The sequence below is a fragment of the Paracoccus sp. (in: a-proteobacteria) genome (assembly GCF_030538655.1).
Classification (GTDB): domain Bacteria; phylum Pseudomonadota; class Alphaproteobacteria; order Rhodobacterales; family Rhodobacteraceae; genus Paracoccus.
Genome location: NZ_JAUNTO010000003.1, coordinates 74,823 through 93,347, shown reverse-complemented (window position 1 = coordinate 93,347; position 18,525 = coordinate 74,823). Strand labels below are relative to the sequence as shown.

General features: G+C 65.4%; 22 protein-coding genes and 1 tRNA gene. 17 read left to right on the top strand and 6 right to left on the bottom strand.

Going from position 1 to position 18,525, the window contains the following annotated elements; all coding sequences use genetic code 11:
* Window positions 1-46: 46 nt before the first annotated feature.
* The 3 genes from serS to Q4G22_RS03405 all read right to left on the bottom strand — a co-directional run bounded on the left by serS (window position 47) and on the right by Q4G22_RS03405 (window position 2,152).
* Window positions 47-1,339: a serine--tRNA ligase gene (serS, locus tag Q4G22_RS03415; RefSeq protein WP_303384491.1), complete on the bottom strand. Its 1,293-nt coding sequence runs from the start codon at window positions 1,337-1,339 to the stop codon at window positions 47-49.
* A gap of 104 nt (window positions 1,340-1,443) precedes the next feature.
* On the bottom strand, window positions 1,444-1,725 hold the full coding sequence (locus tag Q4G22_RS03410) for a helix-turn-helix transcriptional regulator (protein ID WP_303384490.1): 282 nt from the start codon (window positions 1,723-1,725) through the stop codon (window positions 1,444-1,446).
* A 34-nt stretch (window positions 1,726-1,759) separates the two neighbouring features.
* Entirely contained in the window at window positions 1,760-2,152 is a 393-nt protein-coding gene (locus Q4G22_RS03405; protein ID WP_303384489.1) for a SoxS protein, read from the bottom strand.
* A gap of 118 nt (window positions 2,153-2,270) precedes the next feature.
* Between Q4G22_RS03405 and meaB the strand changes: the two genes are divergently transcribed.
* From meaB to truA, 6 genes are all read left to right on the top strand, one after another.
* The gene (gene meaB, locus Q4G22_RS03400; RefSeq protein ID WP_303384567.1) at window positions 2,271-3,248 is read left to right on the top strand and encodes a methylmalonyl Co-A mutase-associated GTPase MeaB; all 978 of its coding nucleotides are present in this window, start codon (window positions 2,271-2,273) and stop codon (window positions 3,246-3,248) included.
* Window positions 3,245-3,706 (top strand): nucleoside deaminase, encoded by a 462-nt coding sequence (locus tag Q4G22_RS03395; RefSeq protein ID WP_303384488.1) that lies wholly within the window; start codon window positions 3,245-3,247, stop codon window positions 3,704-3,706. Before meaB ends, Q4G22_RS03395 begins: the two co-directional genes overlap by 4 nt.
* The gene (locus tag Q4G22_RS03390; protein WP_303384487.1) at window positions 3,703-4,332 is read left to right on the top strand and encodes an HAD-IA family hydrolase; all 630 of its coding nucleotides are present in this window, start codon (window positions 3,703-3,705) and stop codon (window positions 4,330-4,332) included. The genes Q4G22_RS03395 and Q4G22_RS03390 overlap by 4 nt, the downstream gene beginning before the upstream one ends.
* A 10-nt stretch (window positions 4,333-4,342) precedes the next feature.
* A tRNA-Gly gene (locus tag Q4G22_RS03385) sits at window positions 4,343-4,416 on the top strand.
* A 682-nt stretch (window positions 4,417-5,098) separates the two neighbouring features.
* A complete protein-coding gene (locus Q4G22_RS03380) occupies window positions 5,099-6,070 on the top strand; it encodes a 5-bromo-4-chloroindolyl phosphate hydrolysis family protein (protein ID WP_303384486.1) in 972 nt (323 codons plus the stop codon).
* Between the two features lies 1 nt (window position 6,071).
* Window positions 6,072-6,848, top strand: coding sequence for a tRNA pseudouridine(38-40) synthase TruA (truA, locus tag Q4G22_RS03375; protein WP_303384485.1), 777 nt, complete (start codon window positions 6,072-6,074; stop codon window positions 6,846-6,848).
* Window positions 6,849-6,876: 28 nt separating this feature from the next.
* Here truA and Q4G22_RS03370 read toward each other — a convergent pair whose 3' ends face one another.
* Window positions 6,877-7,512, bottom strand: coding sequence for a sugar transferase (locus tag Q4G22_RS03370; RefSeq protein ID WP_303384484.1), 636 nt, complete (start codon window positions 7,510-7,512; stop codon window positions 6,877-6,879).
* Between the two features lie 269 nt (window positions 7,513-7,781).
* On the opposite strand from Q4G22_RS03370, the gene Q4G22_RS03365 reads away from it, so the two are divergent.
* The 10 genes from Q4G22_RS03365 (at window position 7,782) to Q4G22_RS03320 (ending at window position 16,333) form a co-directional block, all read left to right on the top strand.
* A complete protein-coding gene (locus tag Q4G22_RS03365; RefSeq protein WP_303384483.1) occupies window positions 7,782-8,237 on the top strand; it encodes a universal stress protein in 456 nt (151 codons plus the stop codon).
* Window positions 8,238-8,293: 56 nt separating this feature from the next.
* The gene (locus Q4G22_RS03360) at window positions 8,294-8,863 is read left to right on the top strand and encodes a NifU family protein (RefSeq protein WP_303384482.1); all 570 of its coding nucleotides are present in this window, start codon (window positions 8,294-8,296) and stop codon (window positions 8,861-8,863) included.
* Window positions 8,856-9,506 carry a tRNA (adenosine(37)-N6)-threonylcarbamoyltransferase complex dimerization subunit type 1 TsaB gene (gene tsaB, locus Q4G22_RS03355; RefSeq protein ID WP_303384481.1) on the top strand — a complete coding sequence of 217 codons (651 nt, stop codon included), beginning with the start codon at window positions 8,856-8,858 and terminating at the stop codon, window positions 9,504-9,506. Before Q4G22_RS03360 ends, tsaB begins: the two co-directional genes overlap by 8 nt.
* Complete coding sequence (locus tag Q4G22_RS03350) at window positions 9,503-9,919, top strand: GNAT family N-acetyltransferase (protein WP_303384480.1); 417 nt, start codon at window positions 9,503-9,505, stop codon at window positions 9,917-9,919. Before tsaB ends, Q4G22_RS03350 begins: the two co-directional genes overlap by 4 nt.
* A gap of 132 nt (window positions 9,920-10,051) precedes the next feature.
* On the top strand, window positions 10,052-11,047 hold the full coding sequence (locus Q4G22_RS03345) for a BMP family protein (RefSeq protein WP_303384479.1): 996 nt from the start codon (window positions 10,052-10,054) through the stop codon (window positions 11,045-11,047).
* A gap of 3 nt (window positions 11,048-11,050) precedes the next feature.
* Window positions 11,051-12,649 (top strand): ABC transporter ATP-binding protein, encoded by a 1,599-nt coding sequence (locus Q4G22_RS03340; protein ID WP_303384478.1) that lies wholly within the window; start codon window positions 11,051-11,053, stop codon window positions 12,647-12,649.
* A gap of 115 nt (window positions 12,650-12,764) precedes the next feature.
* Window positions 12,765-13,859, top strand: a complete 1,095-nt coding sequence (locus Q4G22_RS03335; protein ID WP_303384477.1) for an ABC transporter permease — start codon at window positions 12,765-12,767, stop codon at window positions 13,857-13,859.
* Window positions 13,859-14,494: a LysE family translocator gene (locus Q4G22_RS03330; RefSeq protein ID WP_303384476.1), complete on the top strand. Its 636-nt coding sequence runs from the start codon at window positions 13,859-13,861 to the stop codon at window positions 14,492-14,494. The genes Q4G22_RS03335 and Q4G22_RS03330 overlap by 1 nt, the downstream gene beginning before the upstream one ends.
* Window positions 14,494-15,546, top strand: coding sequence for an ABC transporter permease (locus Q4G22_RS03325; RefSeq protein ID WP_303384566.1), 1,053 nt, complete (start codon window positions 14,494-14,496; stop codon window positions 15,544-15,546). The genes Q4G22_RS03330 and Q4G22_RS03325 overlap by 1 nt, the downstream gene beginning before the upstream one ends.
* Window positions 15,530-16,333 carry a purine-nucleoside phosphorylase gene (locus Q4G22_RS03320; RefSeq protein WP_303384475.1) on the top strand — a complete coding sequence of 268 codons (804 nt, stop codon included), beginning with the start codon at window positions 15,530-15,532 and terminating at the stop codon, window positions 16,331-16,333. The genes Q4G22_RS03325 and Q4G22_RS03320 overlap by 17 nt, the downstream gene beginning before the upstream one ends.
* A gap of 176 nt (window positions 16,334-16,509) precedes the next feature.
* Here the strand turns inward: Q4G22_RS03320 and mnmH are convergent, their stop codons facing one another.
* Both mnmH and Q4G22_RS03310 read right to left on the bottom strand, forming a co-directional pair.
* A complete protein-coding gene (gene mnmH, locus Q4G22_RS03315) occupies window positions 16,510-17,556 on the bottom strand; it encodes a tRNA 2-selenouridine(34) synthase MnmH (RefSeq protein ID WP_303384474.1) in 1,047 nt (348 codons plus the stop codon).
* A 7-nt stretch (window positions 17,557-17,563) separates the two neighbouring features.
* Entirely contained in the window at window positions 17,564-18,127 is a 564-nt protein-coding gene (locus Q4G22_RS03310; protein WP_303384473.1) for a L,D-transpeptidase, read from the bottom strand.
* A 105-nt stretch (window positions 18,128-18,232) separates the two neighbouring features.
* Between Q4G22_RS03310 and Q4G22_RS03305 the strand changes: the two genes are divergently transcribed.
* A complete protein-coding gene (locus Q4G22_RS03305) occupies window positions 18,233-18,445 on the top strand; it encodes a hypothetical protein (RefSeq protein ID WP_303384472.1) in 213 nt (70 codons plus the stop codon).
* Window positions 18,446-18,525: the final 80 nt, after the last annotated feature.

Below are 18,525 nucleotides of genomic sequence, written 5' to 3'. Positions count from 1 at the left end.
GTTTCACACATCCTTGCAGCGGGTTGGTGGCGGTTTCGCAGGTCGATCAGACCAGCGTGCCATTCGCCGTCAACTGTCGCGCACCGCCCAGATAGCGCGACAGCGCCTCGGGCAGATCGACCGAGCCATCGGCCCGCTGCCCGTTTTCCAGAACAGCGATCAGGGTGCGGCCTACGGCCAGCCCCGATCCGTTCAGCGTATGCACGAATTCAGGCTTACCGCCGCCAGCGGGGCGATAGCGGGCGTTCATCCGCCGTGCCTGATAATCGCCGCAATAGCTGACGCTGGAAATCTCGCGATAGCGGTTCTGGCCGGGCAGCCAGACTTCGATGTCATGGGTGATGCGCGCGCCCGCGCCCATGTCGCCCGCGCACAGAACGACGGTGCGATAGGGCAGGTTCAGCGCCTCTAGCACCGCCTGCGCGCAATCAGTCATGCGGGCGTGTTCGGCAAGGCCAGCCTCGGCGTCGGTAATGGAAACCATTTCCACTTTCTCGAACTGGTGCTGGCGCAGCATGCCCGTCGTGTCGCGGCCCGCGCTGCCCGCCTCGGAGCGGAAGCATTGCGTCTGCGCCACCATGCGGCGGGGCAGGGTGGCATGTTCGACCAGATCGCCATTGACGGTGTTGGTCAACGTCACTTCGGCGGTGGGCACCAGCCACCAGCCTTCGCGGGTCTGATAGCTGTCCTCGCCGAATTTCGGCAACTGCCCGGTGCCCAGCATCATGTCGGACAGGACCAGAACCGGGGTCCATGTTTCTTCCAGCCCGTGCCGGTCGATATGCAGATCGACCATGAACTGCCCCAAGGCCCGGTGCAGCCGCGCCACCGCGCCCTTCAGCACCACAAAGCGGCTGCCCGACAGTTTGGCGGCGGTTTCAAAATCCATGCCGGGTTTCACGCCGGGGATGTCGAAATGTTCGCGCGGCTGGAAATCCAGATCGCGCGGCGTGCCCCAGCGGCGAATTTCCACGTTATCGTCTTCGTCTTTGCCATCGGGCACGCTGTCCAGCGGCAGGTTCGGCAGGGCCAGCAGCAGATCGCGCAGTTCCGCGTCCAGCGCGGCGGCCTCGGCCTGCATCCGGGTCACGTCATCCTTGCGGGCCGTCACCTCGGCGCGCAGGCGGTTGAATTCCTCCTCGTCGCCGCGGCCCTTGGCGGCACCGGCCTGTTTGCTGGCCTTGTTTATGTCCGATTGGGCGGCCTCAGCCTCGGCGATGCGGGCGCGGCGTTCGGCATCCAGCGCCAGAATTTGCGGCGAAACCGGCGACAGGCCGCGACGGCCAAGGGCGGCGTCAAAAGCGTCGGGATTGTCGCGGATGGCGCGAATATCGTGCATGGCGGGCCTCGTCAGTCGGATTTCGCCCCGTCCATAACCCAAGCCCGCCACTGGCGAAAGCCCGCGCGGTGCCGAAATTGCCATGCCGTCGCGGGGGTGGCGGTTTATTCGGTGCAGAACAGGCGATAGACGGTGGCGATCACCTCGGCGGCTTTGGGGGCGGCGATGGAATACAGTCGTGTCTTACCTTCGCGGCGGCGCGTGGCCAGCCCATCGGCGCGCAGCCGGGCCAGTTGCAGACTGACGGCAGCCTGACGTTGACCCGGCAGCTGTTCCAGTTCACCCACGGCGCGTTCGCCGCCTGACAGGTGGCACAGGATCATCAGCCGTCCTTCATGGGGCAAAGCCTTCAATAGCGCGGCGGCCTCGGTTGCGCGGGCGATCATGTCGTCGGGGGAAGGGCCGGGTGATCGGGAACGGTCATTTGGCAGGTGCCTTGTTCAACAGCCCGGTCAGTGCCGGGTAAAAATGCCGCGCGCCGGGATAACCCTCGATCCGGCCCAGTTCCTGCCCGCGATGCAACAGGATGAAGGTCGGCGTCAGCCAGGCCCGCCGGTCCAGTGCCAGCCCGTCGGGAAAGGGGCCGTCCATATCCACCACCAGCAAGGGCGCGGCGCGGCCCTGCGGGCTGACGGCATAGCCCGGCCCGATTTCCGCACGCCATGCCGCACACCACTGGCAACCGGGGCGTTCGACCATCAGCAGCCGCAAAGGCGCGGTGGTCCAGTCGATGCGATGCGCGGAATCGGCGGCACCTGCCGGGGCCGCAAAGCCCGCAGTCACGGGCACCAGCCCCAGCAGCAAAAGGATCATCAGATGACGCATCGTGCGCGCTAAAATATCGCTGCCGCCTGTCAGCGGCAAGCGGCTGCGCGGGCTTCACATCCGTGCAGCGCCCGCCTATGCCGGGGACAGCAACAGGGGGGCGACGATGGACGATCTTTTGCAACCGCTGCTGGACGGTCAGCGCCGCGCCTTGTCGCGGGCCATCACGCTGATCGAATCGACCCGCCCCGACCACCGCCAGCGGGCCGAGGCGCTGATCGCCGCCTTGCCGCCACAGCCGGCGGCCTTGCGCATCGGGCTGTCTGGCACGCCAGGGGTGGGGAAATCGACTTTTATCGAAGCCTTTGGCATCCGGCTGACCGGGCAGGGGATGCGCGTGGCGGTGCTGGCGGTTGACCCGTCATCGGCGCGGTCGGGCGGCTCGATCCTGGGGGACAAGACGCGGATGGAAACCCTGTCGCGCGACCCCAATGCCTTTATCCGCCCCTCGCCCAGCCGGGCGGAACTGGGGGGCGTTGCCCGGCGCACCCGCGAAACCATTCGTCTGTGCGAGGCGGCGGGCTTTGACGCGGTGCTGGTGGAAACGGTCGGTGTCGGACAGTCGGAAACGCTGGTGGCAGAGATGACCGATCTGTTCGTGCTGCTGCTGGCCCCGGCGGGTGGCGATGAATTGCAGGGCGTCAAGCGCGGTATCATGGAAATCGCCGATATGATTCTGGTGAACAAGGCTGATGGCGAATTGCTGACCACGGCGCGGCGCACGGTGGCAGATTACACCGGCGCGCTGCGGCTGATGCGCCGCCGCCCCGGCGACCCCGAAGGCTTTCCCCGTGCGATGCCGGTCTCTGCCGCCACTGGCGAGGGGTTGGATGCGGCGTGGCAGGCGATGCAGGAACTGACCGATTGGCGGCGCGATCAGGGCTGGTTCGACCGCCGCCGGGCCGAACAGGCGCGCGGCTGGTTTCTGGCGGAACTGCGCGCCGGTCTGCTGGCGCAGCTGGATACGCCTGCGGCGCGGGCAGAACTGACCCGGCTGGGCGATGCCGTTGCCACCGGCGATCTGCCGCCGGTGACGGCTGCGGCGCAGATGCTGGCGCAGCTGCGTGATGGTGGCGGCGCATGATGCAGGGGCCGGGCTTTACCTCGCATATGGATCTTGCGCTGGATCAGGCGCAGCAGGCCGCGGCGCGGGGCGAAGTGCCGGTGGGCGCGGTGCTGGCCGATCCGGCGGGCCGCGTGGTGGCGGTGGCGGGCAACCGCACCCTTGCCGATCACGACCCGACCGCCCATGCTGAAATCGTGGCCATCCGCGCCGCCTGCGCCGCTGTCCGGTCGCAGCGGCTGCCCCGCTATCGGTTGTGGGTCACGCTGGAACCCTGCGCCATGTGCGCCGCCGCCATTTCCGCCGCCCGGATCGAGGTGCTGTATTACGGTGCCGACGACCCTCGATCCGGCGGGGTGCGGCATGGCGCGCGGGTGTTCGACCACCCGCAATGCCACCATCGCCCGCAGGTCTATGACGGCATCCGTGCCGATGAGGCCCGCGACCTGCTGCAACGCTTTTTCAAGGAAAGACGATGACTCCGCATATTATCTTTGATCTGGGCAAGGTGCTGATCGACTGGGACCCTGAACTGGCGTTCCTGCATCATTTCCCCGACCGCCCTGCGGTGCGCGACTGGATGGCGCGGGTGGATTTCGACACGTGGAACTATGCTCAGGACGCCGGGCGCAGTTTTGAGGCGGGGCTGGCCGTGGCGCGTGCGGCATTGGGTGAGGATGCCGTGCCGTTGCAGGATTATCTGGACCGCTTTCCGGCCACCATCGCAGATCCGGTTCCCGGCACGTGGAACATCGCCAATGATCTGAAGGCGCGCGGCCACCGCATGTTCGCCATCACCAATTGGGCGCAGGACACATGGCCCGCCGCGTTGCGACTGTATCCCCGGCTGACCACGCTGTTCGAGGACATCATCGTTTCGGGTATTGAAGGCATGGCCAAGCCCGATCCGGCGATCTGGCGCCTGCTGCTGGATCGTCGCGGGCTGGCCGCGCCCGACTGCCTGTTCATCGACGACAACGCCGCCAATGTCGCCGCCGCCCGCGCCCTGACGCTGGACGCCGTGCAGTTCACCAGCGCGCCCGCGCTGATCCATGCGCTGCAACAACGCGGGATCGCTTGCACCCCGCCCGCTGCGCCCGTATAGGGGATGCAACGCGGGTGTAGCTCAATGGTAGAGCCGCAGCCTTCCAAGCTGAAGACGTGGGTTCGATTCCCATCACCCGCTCCAAATCACAAGATCGGCCCCCCTCGCCTTGTTTTGCTGGTGATTTCTGCATTTTTAGCGGTTTCCACATTTGCCAAGGCGCACGAATCCGTCAACATTAGGGAACGTGCGATATGGGCCTGTCCTGCATAAATGGATGGCGGTCTTTCATCCTGCGCGGTCGAGTCGCCGATGTTCAACACCTTTGATGCAGTCTTCGGACGCCTTGGCTTGGGCGTGCCCATGCGCTGCCATAATCTGATATTATGAGCGGCTTTCTTGCGCCAACAGGCAGCCAACGGCCTTGCGCATCGCGCGGGAAGAACGGTTTTCAAGGCCAGAACCACATCACCTGTGCCGGACCATTTGCCCAAGCGATACGGTGGCTGGCCCGGCGGCGCGGTTCTGTGCGGCAAGGGTCATCGCAACCAAGACAACCCAAAGCGTATAGCGCGGCATCGGGAAACCTTTCCAAATTTCCGCGCGACAGGAACCGTTGACCGCGACATCACCGTGACGTGCCGCTTTCGGTGGCAAGGCCATTGCGGCGGCGGCATCTGCCCCTATGTTTGATGCGGACCGGCCTTGTGGCCATGGAAAGGAACAGGATGTCCCGGAACGCCATGCAACGATTGTCGTTTTACCTGCTGATCGGGCTGACGCTGTATGCGTCGCTGGGTGGCGCGGGCTGATAAGGGGGCGGATCATGGCACAGCGTTACGGCGGACAGTTTTCCCCCGATGGCAATACTCGCGATCATCGCGGCGGCGATCAGCGTCCGGCCCCTGCGGCCCCGGCGCGGGCGCGGCACCGGCTGGAATCGCGCACGAAATGGATCACCATCGCCGGGATACCCCTGCTGATGGGGGCCTTTTGGCAAGACCCGACCGGCATGGCCGCGAATTTGCTGGGCTTTGCCGGGCTGGCTTCTGGTATGTGGATGACGCGCGAAGGCTTGCAGGCCGAGGCCGCCTATGACGCCCGCCGCACCGCCCGCCGCCCGGCGATTCCGCGCAAGCTGTTCGGTGCGGTGCTGACTGGGCTGGGGCTGGGTGTGGGGGCATGGGCACCCGATGCGCTGGCCGGGGCGGGCATCATCGGCGTGGCCGGGGCGGCGCTGCATATGCTGGCCTTTGGCATGGACCCGATGCGCGACAAGGGGATGGAGGGCGTTGATACCTTTCAGCAAGACCGCGTGGCCCGCATCGTCGCCGAGGGGCAGGGCTATCTGGACAGCATGAAGGACGCCATCCTGCGCACCGGCGAGCGTCGGCTGGAGGCGCGGGTCAACATGTTCGAGGCGACGGCCCACAGCCTGTTCGATCAGGTCGAACAGAACCCCGGCCATCTGACCGCTGTGCGCCGCTATCTGGGGGTGTATCTGCTGGGCGCGCGTGATGCGACGGTGAAATTCGCCGACCTTTATGCGCAGACCCGCGACCCGCGCGTGCTGGCCGACTGGGAGGCTTTGCTGAACGATCTGGAAACCAATTTTGCCGCCCGCACCCGCTCGCTGCTAGAGGGCGGGCGCACGGATATGGACATCGAAATCTCGGTTCTGCGTGATCGTCTGGCGCGCGAGGGTGTCCGCCCCGAGATGAAATCGCTGGAAAGCCGCGACGATCCGGGCTTTGCCGAATGGCTGCGTGATCTGGACAAAGACAAGGTTCGGCGCTGACGTGCCTCGCTTTGCGTTGAAAATCGAATATGACGGCGGCCCGTTCGCCGGCTGGCAGGCGCAGGCTGACCGCGATACGGTTCAGGGGGCGGTGGAAACGGCGCTGGCGGCGCTGGATACGGGCTTTCGCGATGGCGCGCGGATCGCGGCGGCGGGGCGCACCGATGCGGGCGTTCATGCCACCGGGCAGGTGGCGACCGCCGATTTGCTGCGCGACTGGGATACCTTCCGGCTGGCCGAGGCGCTGAACTGGCATCTGAAACCTGCCCCGGTCGCGGTGCTGGCGGCGGCGCGGGTGCCCGATGATTTCCACGCCCGGTTTTCGGCATTGGGGCGGCGTTACCGCTTTCGCCTGCTGGCGCGGCGGGCACCGGCGACGCATGACCGGGGCCGGGTCTGGCAGATCGGCCATGCGCTGGACGCCGATGCGATGCGGGCGGGGGCGGCGCATCTGATCGGGCAGCACGATTTCACCACCTTCCGGTCAACCATGTGCCAAGCGGCCAGCCCGGTCAAAACGCTGGACGGGATCACCATTACCGAACATGTCGTGCCGCATGGCACCGAATACCGTTTCGATCTGTGGGCGCGGTCGTTTTTGCACAATCAGGTGCGCTCAATCGTCGGCACGCTGGAACGTGTCGGGGCAGGGGCATGGTCGCCGGATCGCGTGGCCGAGGCACTGGCAGCGCGCGACCGCGCGGCCTGCGGGCTGGTCTGCCCGCCGCAGGGGCTGTATCTCAGCGGGGTGGATTACGCGACCGATCCCTTCGTCTGACAGGCAGGCACCTGACAGGCAGGTGGGATCAATGGTGGCGGCGGCGCGGGCGTTCGTCGCGCAGCACCACGACCTTGATGGTGTTCCAGATGATCCACAGATCCATGCCCAGGGTGCGCTGTTCCTGATAGATGCTGTCGATCTTCAGCTTGGCAGGCAGGCAGCGGCGGTAATAGGCGGCCTCGGTCGCCTCGGCGCTGCGGCAGTTTGCCATGATCCGGTCTTCGTGCCGGTGATAGATCAGCGTTGCCAGCCCGGTCGCACCGGGGCGGCAGCGCAGCACGCGGGCATAATGCAGTGGAAAGCGTTCCACATATTCCGGCAGCGGCGGGCGTGGGCCGACAAAGCTCATGTCGCCGCGCAGGATGTTGAACAGTTGCGGCAATTCGTCGATCCGGGTGCGGCGCAGGAAATGGCCAAAGGGGGTGATGCGCCAGTTCTTGTGCGCGCCGGTCGCGCCGAAATCGGCCTCGTCCCGGATCATGGTGCGGAATTTCAGCTGCGTGAAGGCCTGACCCGGCGCGCGCATCCGCTGCGCGCGATACAGCAATGGGCCACCCTCGATCAGCTTGTGCAGAATGGCGACGATCAGCATCACCACCGACAGCGGGATCAGCAGGATGATCGAGGCCACGATGTCGAACAGCCGCTTGCCCAGAGGCATGACAGGCTTGGCGGGCAGCAGGGATTCGGTGTCAAGCCCGGAAACCAGAGGCGGGGCAAGGGCTGCAACCTTGGCCGCATTGCTTCTGTTCCAGTCCTGGTGAATTGTCACTGCCTGATCCGGGGTTGCTGACATGCAGAAAAGCAGTTTTGCGGGTAACATAGTAAATATCGCTTGGAAACCCCGCCAGAGTTGTGTGGCAGGAAATGCTTGCAGGAATAACACACATCCGCCACTCTGACCGCCTGATGACCGGGATGTGAGGGAATATGCGCAAGTTTATGGTGTTGCTGGATGACTCGCGCGAATGCCTGAACGCGATCCGCTATGCCGCGATGCGCGCCTCGCGCACGGGGGGCGGTGTGGTGGTGGTGTCGGTGATCCGCCCCGACGAAATCCAGCACGGCTTTGGCGTCGCCGATGTCATGCGGGCCGAGGCGATGGAACGGATTCAGGCGCATTTCGACGTTTATGCCAAATGGATGCGCGATAAAAAAAACGTCGAACCCGAACTGGTCGTGCGTGAAGGCGACCCCGCCGATCAGTTGATCGCCTATCTGTCCGAGGATTCCGAAATCGGCGTCATCGTGCTGGGCATGGCCAGTGAAAAAGGAGCGCAGAACCCGGTGGTCAGTCGGCTGTTGCGCGATGTGGGCATGTTGTCGGCGCCGATCACACTGGTGCCCGGCGATCTGGACAAGGACCGGCTTGAGGCGATCAGCTAGGGCCGCTTGACCCACGGCCCGGCGCCCCCCATATGAGTGCAACAAAGGAGCCGCCGATGTTCATTCAGACCGAAACCACGCCGAACCCGGCAACGCTGAAATTTTTGCCCGGTGAAAGCGTGCTGGGCGCACAGGGAACCGCCGATTTCCCGACGGTGGAATCTGCCGCAGCCTCGCCCCTGGCCAGCCGTATCTTTGCGGTGCCGGGCGTGACTGGCGTGTTTCTGGGCGCTGATTTCGTGACCGTCACCAAGGCCGATGATACCCCTTGGGATCATCTGAAACCGCCGGTTCTGGGCGCGATCATGGACCATTACCAGTCCGGTGCCCCGGTGATCGAGGGGGCCGCAGGGGCTGCGGCTGCGGGCGGACATGCCGATCACAGTGGCCCGGATGCTGAAATCGTTGGCCAGATCAAGGAATTGCTGGATACCCGTGTCCGCCCCGCCGTGGCGCAGGATGGTGGCGACATCACTTTCCACGGCTTTGATCGCGGCATCGTCTATCTGCATATGCAGGGGGCCTGTGCCGGTTGCCCCTCGTCCACGCTGACGCTGAAAATGGGCATCGAAAATCTGCTGCGCCACTATATTCCCGAAGTGGTCGAGGTGCGCCCCGTTGCCTGAGCCGCTGGTTCTGGCCTTTGACACATCGGCCGCGCATTGCGCGGCCGCTTTGCTGTCGGGCGACCGGGTGCTGGAATCCCGTCATCAGGACATGGCCAAGGGTCAGGCCGAACATCTGTTTCCGCTGCTGGAACAGATGCTGGCCGGGGCGGGCAAGGGCTGGGCAGATCTGGATGTGATCGGCGTTGGCATCGGGCCGGGAAACTTTACCGGCGTGCGCATTTCCGTGGCCGCCGCGCGTGGGTTGGCCCTGTCGCTGGGTGTTCCGGTGGTCGGCGTCACCACGCTTGAGGCGCTGCGCCACGGGTTGCCCGGCACCGTGATGGCCAGTGCCGATGCACGTCAGGACCGGCTGTATGTGCAGCTTTTCGACGGCGCCGGCACGCCGCCGGTTCTGTGCGATCTGGACAGCCTGCCCATCCTGCCCGCGCGGGCCGAGCCGCTGTGCGTCGGGCATCACGCCGATCGCATCGCAGCCGCCTGTGGCGGGCAGGTGGCCGCGCCCGTCTTTGCGCTGCCCGTCGCCATCGCGCGGATCGCGGCAGCCCGTCGCGACAACCCCGGACCGCCGCCCGCGCCGCTGTATCTGCGCCCCGCCGACGCGGCACCTGCGCGCGATTCCGGCCCGGTGATCCTGACGTGACGCCTGCTGATCTGGCCGCGCTGCACGCCCGTTGCTTTACCGTTCCAAGGCCGTGGAATGCCGATGAAATATCGGATGTCCTGTCTGCGCCGGGGGCCTTTTTGCTGCGGGTAGGCGACGGCTTTCTGATTGGCCGTGCCATCGCGGGCGAGGCCGAGTTGCTGACCGTCGCCGTCCCGCCCGAGATGCGGCGGCAGGGGGTAGGCCGCGCGTTGCTGCGCGGTTTTGCATCGGCGGCGGCACAGCGCGGCGCTGATGAGGCATTTCTTGAGGTGGCGGCGGATAATGCGGCGGCGCGGGCGCTGTATGCGGCAGATGGCTGGACGGATGCGGGGCGGCGGCGTGGCTATTACGGGCCGGGGCTGGATGCGCTGGTGCTGCGTAAGCTGCTGGCAAAAGACGCATCTTCCTGAAAAAGCCCGGCAAATGATCGGGACTATGCCGGGGCGCGGGCAATTATGCGGTTGACCGTCCTCTGTGCTTGCGCCCTATAATCCCCTGTCCTGCGGGCAGAGTCGCCCGCCAAAAACAGGTGAGGAATCGCAATGGCGATGATGAAATTCCGTTTGCTGGGCGGGGCTGCTGTGATGGCGCTGTGTTCCGGCGCTGCGATGGCCGATCCGGCGCTGATCTTTGATCTGGGCGGTAAATTCGACAAATCCTTTAACGAAGCGGCCTATGTCGGTGCGAAACGCTGGGCCGATGAAACCGGAGGCAGCTATAAGGAACTGGAAATGCAGTCCGAGGCGCAGCGGGAACAGGCCCTGCGCCGCCTGTCGGAAACCGGCGCCAATCCGATCGTGATGACCGGCTTTGCCTTTGGCGATGTGCTGAACAAGATCGCGCCCGATTATCCCGATACGAAATTCGTCATCATCGACATGGTGGTGGAACAGCCCAACGTGCAATCGGTCGTCTTTACCGAAGAACAAGGGTCTTATCTGGCCGGTGTGATGGCGGCGATGGCTTCGCAAACCGGCACGGTCGGCTTTATCGGCGGGATGGACGTGCCGCTGATCCACAAATTCGAATGCGGCTATGCGCAGGGCTTCAAGGCCACGCGGCCCGATGGCAGGGTGCTGGTTAACTATACCGGCACCACGCCCGCCGCATGGAACGATCCGGTCAAGGGGGGCGAGCTGGCCCGTGCGCAGAAATCGCAGGGCGCGGATGTGATCTATGCCGCAGCGGGCGGCACCGGCATCGGCATCCTCCAGGCCGCCGCGGACGAAGGCATCCTGTCCATCGGTGTGGACAGCAACCAGAACCATCTGCATCCGGGCAAGGTGCTGACCTCGATGGTCAAGCAGGTGGATAATGCCGTTTACAACATCTTTTCCGGTGGTCCCGACGCGGTTGAGCCGGGGGTCAAGGTCATGGATCTGTCGGTCGATGGCGTCGGTGTGGTTGTCGATGACAACAACCGTGATTTGGTCAGCGCCGAAATGCAGGCCGCCGTGGACGAGGCCAGGGCCAAGATCATTGCCGGTGAAATCAAGGTGCATGATTACATGGCTGATAACCTCTGCCCGGTGAATTGACGCATGGCGACAGCCGAACATCCGGCACAGGGGCGGCGTGATGCCGCCCCCTTTGCCATCGAACTGCGCGGGATTTCTAAGGCATTCGGTCCGGTTCAGGCGAACCGCGACATCAGCCTTGCGGTGCCCCGTGGCACGATTCAGGGCATCATCGGCGAAAACGGCGCGGGCAAATCCACGCTGATGTCGATCCTTTATGGTTTCTACAAGCCCGATGTCGGCGAGATTCTGATTAACGGCCAGCCGCTGAGCATTGCCGATTCCATGGCCGCGATCCGCGCGGGCATCGGCATGGTGTTCCAGCATTTCAAACTGGTGCAGAATTTTACCGTTCTGGAAAACATCATTCTGGGGGCCGAGGATGGTGCCCTGCTGCGCCCCTCGCTGTCCAAGGCGCGCGGTGTGTTGCGCGATCTGGCCGCCGAATATCAGTTGAACGTCGATCCCGATGCGCTGATCGAGGAACTGTCGGTCGGGCATCAGCAGCGGGTGGAAATCCTCAAGGCGCTGTATCGGCAGGCCGACATCCTGATTCTGGACGAACCGACCGGCGTCCTGACCCCGGCCGAGGCGGATCACCTGTTCCGCATTCTGCGCGGGCTGCGGGATGAGGGTAAAACCATCATCCTGATTACCCATAAGCTGCGCGAAATCATGGAGATCACCGATAACGTCGCGGTCATGCGCCGTGGCGAGATGGTCGGCCATGTGCGCACCGCCGACACCAACCCCGAAGAACTGGCCGAGTTGATGGTGGGCCGCAAGGTTCTGCTGAATGTCGATAAACGGCCCGCCAGCCCCGGCGCGCCGGTCTTGCAGGTGCAGAATCTGCGGATGGTCGATGCCGATGGCGTGGAACGCCTGCGCGGCATCAGTTTTGACATCCGCGCCGGCGAGGTGTTGGGGATCGCGGGTGTTTCGGGCAACGGGCAGACGCAACTGCTGGAAATTCTGGGCGGTTTTCCTGAAAGTGGCGCCCGGATCGACGGCGCTGTGCAGGTCAACGGCCAGCCCTTGCCGCTGAGCGGGCGCGGTGCCGATGCGCGCAGCCGCCGCCGCGCCGGGATCGGCCACATCCCCGAGGATCGTCAGGTCGAAGGGCTGATTATGGATTTCGCCGCATGGGAAAACGTTGCCTTCGGCTATCACGACGATCCGGGCTATGGCCGCGGCCTGTTCATGGATCGTGCGGCGATCCGCGATGATGCAGCGGGCAAGATCGAACGCTTTGACATCCGCCCGCCAAGCTGTGATCTGGCGGCACGCAATTTTTCCGGCGGCAATCAGCAAAAGATCGTCTGCGCCCGCGAGATCGAGCGGAATCCCGACCTGTTGCTGATCGGCCAGCCCACGCGCGGTGTGGACATCGGCGCGATCGAGTTCATCCACAAGCGCATCATCGCATTGCGCGACGCCGGCAAGGCGGTGCTGCTGGTCAGCGTCGAACTGGATGAAATCATGGCCCTGTCCGACCGCATCGCGGTGATGTTCGACGGCCGTATCATGGGCGAACGTCTGCCCGGCCAGACCTCGGCCGGGGAATTGGGGCTGCTGATGGCCGGTGTGACGGGCGACGCGCCCAATATGCAGGGGGCGGTCTGATGGCGCGGTCGGATGCCTCCGGCGGGGATATTTATAAACGAAAGACGCAGCCTGGCTGTGGCGCGGCTGTGCCGGGTGGCGATGTGGCATCCGGCAAGATACGAAAGGCCCCGTGATGGAAAAGATGCCGAAATGGGCCGATGTGATCCTGACACCGCTGATTTCGCTGTTGCTGGCCTTTGCCATTTCCGCGCTGGTCATTCTGGCCATCGGTGAAAGCCCGTATGAGGCGCTGAAAACCATGGTGACGGGTGCGCTTGGGTCCAGCTATGGCTGGGGCTTTACGCTGTATTACGCCACCAATTTCATCTTTACCGGGCTGGCCGTGATGGTCGCCTATCACGCCGCCCTGTTCAACATCGGTGGCGAGGGGCAGGCCGCGATGGGTGGCCTTGGTGTGGCGCTGGTCTTGCTGGCGTTTCCGTGGCCGCATTGGGGCATTGCGCTGCCTGCGGCCATGGTGGGCGCGGCGCTGTTCGGGGCGGCCTGGGCGCTGATCCCCGCCTGGCTTCAGGCCAAGCGCGGCAGCCATATCGTGATCACAACGATCATGTTCAATTTTATCGCGGCGGCGGTGCTGAACTATCTGCTGGTGAATGTGCTGCGCCCGATGGGCAGCATGGACCCGGCCTCGGCCCGGTTTCCGGCGGAAACCCACCTGCCCAAGATCAGCGAGATTTTGGCGCAGATCGGCATCGCATGGGGCCGCAACACGCCGGTCAACATTACCTTTCTGATTGCCGTCGCCGCCTGTGTGCTGGTTTGGCTGCTGATCTGGCGCACCCGTCTGGGGTTCGAGATCCGCGCCTTTGGCAAATCCGAACCCGGCGCGCTGTATGCCGGGATCAGCCCGGTGCGGATCACCGTCATCGCCATGTTGATTTCGGGCGCGCTGGCCGGGCTGATGGCGATCAATAACGTCATGGGCGAGGCTGAACGTCTGGTCCTGAACAACGTCGAGGGCGCGGGCTTTATCGGTATCGCCGTGGCGCTGATGGGGCGCAACCACCCCTTTGGAGTGCTGCTGGCGGCGCTGTTGTTCGGCTTTCTGTATCAGGGCGGGGGCGAGCTGGCGCTGTGGACCTCGATCCCGCGCGAATTGATCGTGGTCATTCAGGCGCTGGTCATTCTGTTCACCGGCGCGCTGGACAATATGGTGCGGATGCCGCTGGAGAGGCTGTTTATGGCGCTGCGGCGCAAGGGGGTATGATGGACTGGCTTGCGCCCTACCTGCCCGCCTTTCTGGCCGCCTATTCGATCCAGATCATCGGCGTGATGTCGCCCGGCCCGGCGGTGGCGCTGATCCTTGGCGTCGGCGCGCGGCAGGGGCGGCGGGCGGCGCTGATTACGGCGCTTGGGATCGCCTGCGGTGCGGGGATGCTGGCCTTCGGCACCGCGCTTGGTCTGGGGGTGCTGTTGCAGCAGGCCGCTTGGGCTGGCACGGCGCTGCGCTGGCTGGGCGCGGCCTATCTGGCTTGGCTGGCGGTGATGGCGTGGCGCAAGGCGCTGGCTCCGCCGCGCGTCACCGTGGCGCAGGTTGACCGCACCCACGCCGCGCGCCTGTTCGGTGTGGCGCTGTTGATGCAACTGACCAATGTCAAGGCGCTGGTGTTCTGGATGGCGGCGGTCAGCGCAGGCCCGGCGCAGACCGCGCCCGTGGCGGTGCTGCTGGTCTTTGCGGCGGGCGGGTTTCTGCTGTCTCTGGCCGGACATGCGCTTTACGCCGTGCTGCTGTCATCTACCCCGGTGCGGGCGGCCTATAACCACGCCCGCCGCTGGATCGAGGCGGCTCTGGGCGGATTTCTTGCGCTGATGGCCCTGCGCATGGCAACGGAGCGCGCGTGATGGACTTTGCCACGATCCTGCAAATCCTCGATTCCTCGCTGCGGTTGATGACGCCGTTGCTACTGGCCTGTCTGGCGGGGCTTTATTCCGAACGCGCGGGCGTCTTTGACATCGGGCTGGAGGGCAAGATGCTGATGGCCGCCTTTGCCTCGGCCACGGTGGCGGCTGTGACGGGGAATGTCTGGCTGGGGCTAATGGCCGGTGTGCTGGGGGCGCTGCTGCTGTCGCTGGTGCATGGGCTGGCCTCGATCACCTTTCGCGGCAACCAGTTGATTTCCGGGGTGGCGATCAATTTTCTGGCTGCCGGGCTGACCGTGTTGTTGGGGCAGCGTATCTTTGGGCTGGGCGGGCGCACGCCCTCGCTGACGCCGGGGGCGGAACTGGATGCCAATGCGGGCGCGTTCCGTGACTGGCTGGGCGGGATCGTCGGCCCCGAAACCGTCACCGCGCTGACCACCATGCCGCGTTTCAGCGAAATCACCCTGCCGCTGGCCGAGACGCTGCGCCCGGTGCCGCTGATTGGGCCGATCTATGCTGAACTGATTTCCGGGCATACGGCGATGGTCTATGTCGCCGTGCTGATGGTGCCGCTGACCTGGTGGGTGCTGTATCGCACCCGCTTTGGCCTGCGGTTGCGGGCAGTGGGGGAAAACCCGGCCTCGGTCGATACGGCGGGCGTTTCTGTCGCCGGGCTGCGTTTTTCGGCAGTGATGATCTGCGGCGTGCTGTGCGGTATCGCCGGGGCCTATCTGGCGACCGGGCTGAACGCCGGTTTCGTCAAGGATATGACCGCCGGTCGCGGCTTTATCGCGCTGGCGGCGCTGATCTTTGCCAAATGGCGACCCTGGGCGGCGCTTGGGGCGACCTTTTTGTTCGGTCTGCTCGAAGCACTGGCGATCCGCTATCAGGTGCTGGATCTGGGCTTTATTACCGTCCCGTCCATGGTGATGAGCGCGCTGCCCTATGTGCTGACCGTCATCATTCTGGCGGGCTTTGTCGGCCGCGCCATCCCGCCCCGCGCCGGAGGAGAACCCTATGTCAAAGAGCGTTGAGCTGGCCCGTCTGATCCAATCGCGCGCGGGCGATGCGCCGCCGGAATACGGGCTGATCCTTGGGTCGGGGCTGGGGCATCTGGCGGGCAGGGTCGATGGTGTGGCCATCCCCTATGACGACCTGCCGGGCTTTCCCCATGCCGGTGTGTCGGGCCATGTGCCGCAACTGGTCATCGGTCAGCTTGAGGGGCGGCGTGTGGCCGTGTTCGGCGGTCGCTCGCATTACTACGAATCCGGCCGCCCTGATGCGATGCGCTTGCCGCTTGAGGTGCTGGCGGCGCTTGGCTGCGACCGGCTGATCCTGACCAATGCCGCCGGATCGCTGCGCGAAGATATGCCGCCGGGCAGTCTGATGCTGCTGTCGGATCACATCGCCTTTGCGGGCACGAACCCGCTGATCGGGGAAAAGACCGACGCCCGCTTTGTGCCGATGACGCAGGCGCATGACCCTGGCCTGCGCGCGGCGCTGACCGCCGCCGCCGATGCCGAAGGCGTGGCCTTGCCGCAGGGAGTCTATGGCTGGTTCTCTGGCCCGTCTTTCGAAACGCCTGCCGAAATCCGCGCGGCACAGGTGCTGGGGATGGATGCGGTGGGCATGTCCACCGTGCCGGAAATCATCCTCGCCCGGTTTCTGGGGCTGCGCTGTGCGGCCATTTCGGTCATCACCAATATGGGTGCCGGTCTGTCCGACGAAAACATCAGCCACGATCATACCAAGGAAATGGCCCCGCTGGGTGCCGCCAAGCTGGAAAAGCTGCTGCGCCGGATGCTGCGCGACGGGGCCTGACCGGCGCGCGTCTTTCGTTTGAAAATATCCTCGGGGGGTGAGGAGGATCAGGAAAAGCCCATGGCTTTTCCCCGACGAACGCACGGCCCCTTTGGGGGCGGGCCGACGCGGAACGCGGCGTCGGGGGGCAGACGGCCCCCCGTGCACGTTTGTCACAGGGCGGGCGGCTGTTGTGGTTAACCCGCCCCGATCAGCGATGCGATCTGTTCGGCGGCGCGATTCAGCCCGGCATCATCCAGCCGGTCCACCGCAATCACCGCACGGTCGCGGTCGCCATAGCGGGCGCGGTGCCGTTCATAGCGCGGGTCATAATGATCGCGCATCAGCCCTTGGGCCAGCCCGGTCCAGTCCCCCGCCGTCGCCTGCGCCAGCCATTCCTGAATGCGTTCGGCGGGGTGCAGGGGGCGCAGGTGCTCGATGATTGCGGCGGCTTCGGTCGCCGCATCGGCATAGGTGGCGGCGATAAAGCGGGCGCGTTCGGCCAAGGGCACCGACAGGCGGATGCGCGGCGCAGAGCAGAGCGCCTGCCATACGCTGCGCGGCACGGTCAGCGCGCCGATGCGGCTGCTTTCAGCCTCGAACAGGACCGGGCGCGTCGGGTCCAGCCGCTCCAACGCGGTGGCCAGCCGACCCTCGAACAGCTTTTGCCCCGGCTGGCCACCCGGCATCGCGCCGAACAGCGATCCTCGATGATTGGCCAGCCCCTCAAGGTCGATGACCTGTGCGCCGCCCGCCGCCAAACGCGCCAGCACCGCCGTTTTGGCCGCGCCGGTGTTGCCGTCCAGCACAACCACCGGCGCGGGCACGCCAAGGTTCTGTACCCGGTCCACCACCAGCCGCCGCCAGGTCTTGTAACCGCCCTCGATTCGGCCCACGCGCCAGCCGATCTGCGACAGGATCACCCCGAACGATCCCGACCGCTGCCCGCCGCGCCAGCAATAGACCAAGGGCCGCCAGCCGCCCGTCATTCCCGCCAGCGGCCCGGCAATATGGCGCGCGGCATTGGCGGCGACCAGCGCCGCCCCCAACTTGCGGGCGTCAAAAGGCGAGACCTGTTTATAGATCGTGCCGACCTGTGCGCGTTCCTGATCTGACATAACCGGCAGGTTGATGGCGCCCGGCAGATGATCCTGCGCATATTCCGACGGCGACCGCACGTCGATGATGGTATCGAACCCGGCCAAGGCCGGGTCCGCGACCGAAGTCAGGGAAAGCCCGCGCAAGGCGGGATCAATAGACCCAGACCGGGGTGCCGATGGGCACCTGATCGTAAAGGCTCATCACGGCTTCGTTGCGCATCCGCAGGCAGCCGTTCGACACCGCGCGCCCGATCGAGTTCGGCTCGGTCGTGCCATGGATGCGGATGGCGGTGTCGCGGCCCTGCGCATCATACAGATACAGCGCCCGCGCGCCCAAGGGGTTGCGCGGCCCGCCGGGCATCCCGTCCTTGTAACGCTCATAGGCGGCGGGGTTGCGTTTAATCATCTCGTTCGTGGGGCGCCAGCTGGGCCATTCGACCTTGCGGCCCACGGTGGCCTGACCCTTCCACACCAGTTCGTCGCGTCCCACGGCAACACCGTAACGGATCGCCCGGCCCGGCGCGATGACGTGATACAGGTAAAAGTCGCGGCTGACGACGACAATGGCGCCGACCGGGAAATCTTCGCGGATGGCGACCTCGGTCGGGGCATAGGGGTCGCGCGTAGCGGCAGCCGGTGTCGCGGCCTGTGCCATAACCAGCGACGGCGCGGCGATCAGCGGCAGGGCAAGCGACAGCATCTGGCGGCGTTTCATCGTCAAATTCCCGGTAACATCACAAATTTCGGCCATGCATATACGCTGCGGCAGGGGGCGCGCAACTCAATCCCGCGTCATCGGCCCTACATCGGCGGGTTTCCCTTGACGCGGCGGGAAGGCACCCACATCTGTCAGGCATGGATCACGCATCGCCACATCGCCATCCGCGACGGGCTGCCGCGCGCGCCCCGCATCTGTGCCGGGGCCGCGGCGGGCGTGGGTGCCGCTGTCATCAGGGCGCACGGCGGCGGCTGGCGCGGCAAACGGCACCTGCCGCGCGCGATCCGATGCGCCCTTGTCATCCGCTGCATCTGACCTTGCCGCCTCTGGTGGTGAGGCTGATGCAGCATGTGCCCCGGCGACCGCAGGGGCCGCCTCGTCCCGACCGCAACCCC

Bases quoted from the DNA above. Each gene is read 5' to 3' on its own strand.
- Q4G22_RS03370 (WP_303384484.1), bottom strand. From the start codon at position 7,512: ATGCCTCTGGGCAAGCGGCTGTTCGACATCGTGGCCTCGATCATCCTG.
- Q4G22_RS03390 (WP_303384487.1), top strand. From the start codon at position 3,703: ATGACTCCGCATATTATCTTTGATCTGGGCAAGGTGCTGATCGACTGG.
- Q4G22_RS03345 (WP_303384479.1), top strand. From the start codon at position 10,052: ATGGCGATGATGAAATTCCGTTTGCTGGGCGGGGCTGCTGTGATGGCG.
- meaB (WP_303384567.1), top strand. From the start codon at position 2,271: ATGGACGATCTTTTGCAACCGCTGCTGGACGGTCAGCGCCGCGCCTTG.
- Q4G22_RS03405 (WP_303384489.1), bottom strand. From the start codon at position 2,152: ATGATCCTTTTGCTGCTGGGGCTGGTGCCCGTGACTGCGGGCTTTGCG.
- Q4G22_RS03360 (WP_303384482.1), top strand. From the start codon at position 8,294: ATGTTCATTCAGACCGAAACCACGCCGAACCCGGCAACGCTGAAATTT.
- Q4G22_RS03310 (WP_303384473.1), bottom strand. From the start codon at position 18,127: ATGAAACGCCGCCAGATGCTGTCGCTTGCCCTGCCGCTGATCGCCGCG.
- Q4G22_RS03340 (WP_303384478.1), top strand. From the start codon at position 11,051: ATGGCGACAGCCGAACATCCGGCACAGGGGCGGCGTGATGCCGCCCCC.
- Q4G22_RS03365 (WP_303384483.1), top strand. From the start codon at position 7,782: ATGCGCAAGTTTATGGTGTTGCTGGATGACTCGCGCGAATGCCTGAAC.
- Q4G22_RS03320 (WP_303384475.1), top strand. From the start codon at position 15,530: ATGTCAAAGAGCGTTGAGCTGGCCCGTCTGATCCAATCGCGCGCGGGC.
- Q4G22_RS03410 (WP_303384490.1), bottom strand. From the start codon at position 1,725: ATGATCGCCCGCGCAACCGAGGCCGCCGCGCTATTGAAGGCTTTGCCC.
- Q4G22_RS03380 (WP_303384486.1), top strand. From the start codon at position 5,099: ATGGCACAGCGTTACGGCGGACAGTTTTCCCCCGATGGCAATACTCGC.
- serS (WP_303384491.1), bottom strand. From the start codon at position 1,339: ATGCACGATATTCGCGCCATCCGCGACAATCCCGACGCTTTTGACGCC.
- Q4G22_RS03330 (WP_303384476.1), top strand. From the start codon at position 13,859: ATGGACTGGCTTGCGCCCTACCTGCCCGCCTTTCTGGCCGCCTATTCG.
- Q4G22_RS03395 (WP_303384488.1), top strand. From the start codon at position 3,245: ATGATGCAGGGGCCGGGCTTTACCTCGCATATGGATCTTGCGCTGGAT.
- Q4G22_RS03325 (WP_303384566.1), top strand. From the start codon at position 14,494: ATGGACTTTGCCACGATCCTGCAAATCCTCGATTCCTCGCTGCGGTTG.
- Q4G22_RS03335 (WP_303384477.1), top strand. From the start codon at position 12,765: ATGGAAAAGATGCCGAAATGGGCCGATGTGATCCTGACACCGCTGATT.